Source organism: Bacillus sp. JJ1127 (assembly GCF_036965845.1).
In the GTDB taxonomy this organism is placed as follows: Bacteria; Bacillota; Bacilli; order Bacillales; family Bacillaceae_G; genus Bacillus_A.
The window spans coordinates 17485-20720 of sequence record NZ_JBALQK010000124.1; the positions used below are offsets into that span (position 1 = coordinate 17485).

4 protein-coding genes and 1 pseudogene are annotated in these 3236 nt (G+C 32.2%); 1 reads left to right on the forward strand and 4 read right to left on the reverse strand.

Annotated features, from left to right (window positions below):
* Positions 1-198, reverse strand: a 198-nt coding sequence (locus V7183_RS13095) for a DUF4870 domain-containing protein (RefSeq protein ID WP_335359804.1), incomplete at its 3' end; no start/stop codon positions are given.
* A 172-nt stretch (positions 199-370) separates the two neighbouring features.
* A pseudogene (locus V7183_RS13100) lies at positions 371-607 on the reverse strand (cell wall-binding protein); the annotation flags it as partial.
* A 189-nt stretch (positions 608-796) separates the two neighbouring features.
* Here V7183_RS13100 and V7183_RS13105 point away from each other — a divergent pair.
* Entirely contained in the window at positions 797-1483 is a 687-nt protein-coding gene (locus V7183_RS13105; protein ID WP_335359805.1) for an IS6 family transposase, read from the forward strand.
* A gap of 118 nt (positions 1484-1601) precedes the next feature.
* On the opposite strand, the gene V7183_RS13110 is transcribed toward V7183_RS13105, so the two are convergent.
* Together V7183_RS13110 and V7183_RS13115 are read right to left on the reverse strand one after the other, a co-directional pair.
* On the reverse strand, positions 1602-2588 hold the full coding sequence (locus V7183_RS13110) for a beta-channel forming cytolysin (protein WP_335359806.1): 987 nt from the start codon (positions 2586-2588) through the stop codon (positions 1602-1604).
* 299 nt (positions 2589-2887) lie between these two features.
* On the reverse strand, positions 2888-3013 hold the full coding sequence (locus V7183_RS13115) for a hypothetical protein (RefSeq protein ID WP_335359807.1): 126 nt from the start codon (positions 3011-3013) through the stop codon (positions 2888-2890).
* Positions 3014-3236: the final 223 nt, after the last annotated feature.

Consider the following 3236-nt stretch of genomic DNA (forward strand, 5'->3'; position numbering starts at 1 on the left):
ACTAAGTCTAGTTACGCTACTAGTTATAGCAATAGCAATGAGAATTGTTACACAAGGAATTAGCTGTATCCATAATGCTTTTTTCGCATGATATTTCACTTTTTCTTCCGCTATAAGGTAAATAATAAGTGGTAATATAATTGGTGCAAAAAAGTAACTAAAATAACTCAAAGAAGATAAGATATGATTCCCTTTCATGATGTTCACCTCTAAAAAATTTATTATGACTTCTTATATCTTTATTATTACATTGAAATACTATATGAACTATCTAATAACCTTACATAAAGATGACAGTTCTGTAAGGTTATTAGATAGTTTATCAATCATTTGAACCTATATGGGCTACATGAAACATTGTAAGTTGGGTATTTTCTGCATATACATCAATGTGAGTATCTGAGCCTGATTTATCCGGCGATATTCCAAGTGCTTCATAAATGTCTTTTACAATACCTAATCAAGTAATACCTACATCTACTACCATACCTATCCCTGCGCTAGCCTTATTTTCTGCAATAGAAGCCATGGAAAAAAGAATACCTAATGCTGCTGTCGCAGGAATTACCTTCTTTCCAATTCCAGTTGTTTTAAATGTGTTTTTCATTCTGTCGTCCTCTCTTTGTGAAACTTTTCACTTTTAAATTGATATTTAGAAGTTCATCTTACTTTCAATATCTTTCAAAAGTCTTTCATAATTATTACAAAAGACTTTCATTTATTTTAATTTGGGTTCTGTTGCAAAGTTTTTTAAACTAAGCTATATTCTAGAAAAATGAAACGAGGAGAATGACAGATGGGATATTTTAAAGGAAAACAATTCAAACAAGACATTATTTTAGTAGCCGTCGGCTACTATTGTCGTTTTTCTTTAAGCTATCGCGATGTATCTGAAATCCTGAAGGAACGTGGTGTTTCGGTTCATCCGACAACCATCATGCGCTGGGTTCATGAATATGGCAACTTGATCTACCAAATTTGGAAGAAGAAAAATAAAAACGTACAATTGTCTTGGAAATTGGATAAGACTTATGTAAAAATCAAAGGAGAATGGCGTTACCTATATCGTGCAATTGATAAAGAGGGTTACACATTAGATATTCAACTGCGTAAAAAGCGAGATCATCAGGCCGTATATGGCTTTATGAAAAGATTAGTGAAAAAGTTTGGAGAACCAACGGTTCTAACAACAGACAAAGCTCCAGCATTACTCTGTGCGTTTAACAAATTAAGGGGAAAAGGCTTTTATAAACATACAATTCATTGCACAGTCAAGCATTTGAATAATCTTATCGAACAAGACCATAGACATGTAAAGCGACGTTTTGCCAAATCCGCAGGATTTCAAAGTCTTCGCCATGCTTCACGTACCTTGAAAGGAATCGAAACGATTCACGCCATACATAAACGAAAACGCAGTTTGCAACCAAACTGCGTTTTTTCAACATACAATGAATTACGGCAATTACTTAAAATTGTATAAAATCCATCTGTAATCAGCCCAGTTTTTTATCTGTTAAGAAACTTTGCAACAGAACCGTTTAAATTGATACACTCTTAAAAATAGTACACTGTTATATTAGTAAGCGAATTATTCGCTCTTACTTGTGAACGATTTTATTATTTTTCCAATCAATTGTATAATTATCTATAGCTTGCTTAACGCCCTGATCTTTCTCATTTTTTCCAATCCAACCTTGAAGGGCAATATACATTAAACTATAATGATCTTGTACCCTAGCATGTTTTACAGATAAATCAGTTGAAGTTTCATTTTTGTCTGCAATTACAACCGCTAATGTACTTGGTTGAAAACCAAATCTTACTAGAGCTGGGAATTCATCATTAGATATAAAATTGTTTGTTGCATGAATGATTGGATCAGTACGTGAGCTCATAAATAACTCATTACCATACAAACCATTCCATGAATCTCTAGTGTAAAATCCATATCCTCTATTATCAAATTTACTAAATTCAACTGTCCAATCTACTTTTTTATCCGTAGAATTTTCTAAAAATGTTTTATAATCTGGTTGGTCATATGTTACAGTATTTGACCAAGATGCACCAACTGATGGTTTTATTAGACCTGATGATGGATCTCCTGCTTTAATATCTAAACTTCCCCCTACATTATATGAAACTGTAGAAGATACCTTTTTTGTTTCTATTGCATTTTGGGGTGCAACGTTATAAAATTTTGCACTATCATTACTTGTAATCTCTAATCCTGTTTTAAAGGCGGATGGCCACTCTAAACGAGCATAAATACCACTATCGTCGTCAGGGGTACGATAAAATCCTGAACCTATATTACTTCCTTCTGTAGAAATAATGGCATATTTTTTATCAGTATTTGGATCATCAATAAATGAAACTTTTATTGAATTCTTTATGTTTGTTGTGGCATTATAAGTTGTATCTAAACTATTTATAACTTGTGCACCTTTTCCAATGTCTTGAATTGAATCAGCATGTACAGATGAAAAATTAAATGCTAATGAACCACTAACAACAGTAGTAGCTAGCGCTAAAACTTGTACCATTTTTTTAGTTTTGTTCATGTTTTTCTTCTTAGTAATCATTTTCAGTCTCCTTCCATATTTCTTATAATTTATATTAATAAATTTATCTTAGTTTATATATCTTTCGAAAACCTTTCATAAATGTTATAAAAGTCTTGCGAAAATATAATAAAAGTGTAACACTACATCGTTAGCAAGCTAAGAAATACATTTTCCACAAAACGAAAAAACCTATTAGGGGTCACCTTATCAAAAAATAGAAAATTGGACGATTAGGCACATTTTAACCGGTTCTCTGTATGTTAAGGAACTGGTTATTTAGTTTAAATAATGGAGTAGTTTTTAAACAATAATTTTGACTATGTCAGTACATTTACATCCGTTCCTTGCGTAGTAGAATAAGATTCATAAGGAAATTCTTGATAAGGTCCTGTAGGAACCTGAGGAATAGGAAGACCATTTCGCTCAACTTGCGCCGCCGACATAGGTGCTTTTCCTTGTTGAGCACTGATGATTACTGGAAGACTTCCTATATTCGTATTTGCAGAAGAAAATCCTGGTGCTACTAATAAAGCTGTACTTAATACAAATGCTACAGGAACTACCTTTGTTAATTTCTTAATGTTACGTTTTTTTCATAATATAACCTCTTTTCTGTTCAATTTAAAATAAGACAATGTACATATTACCCATAGATCTATTTACCAA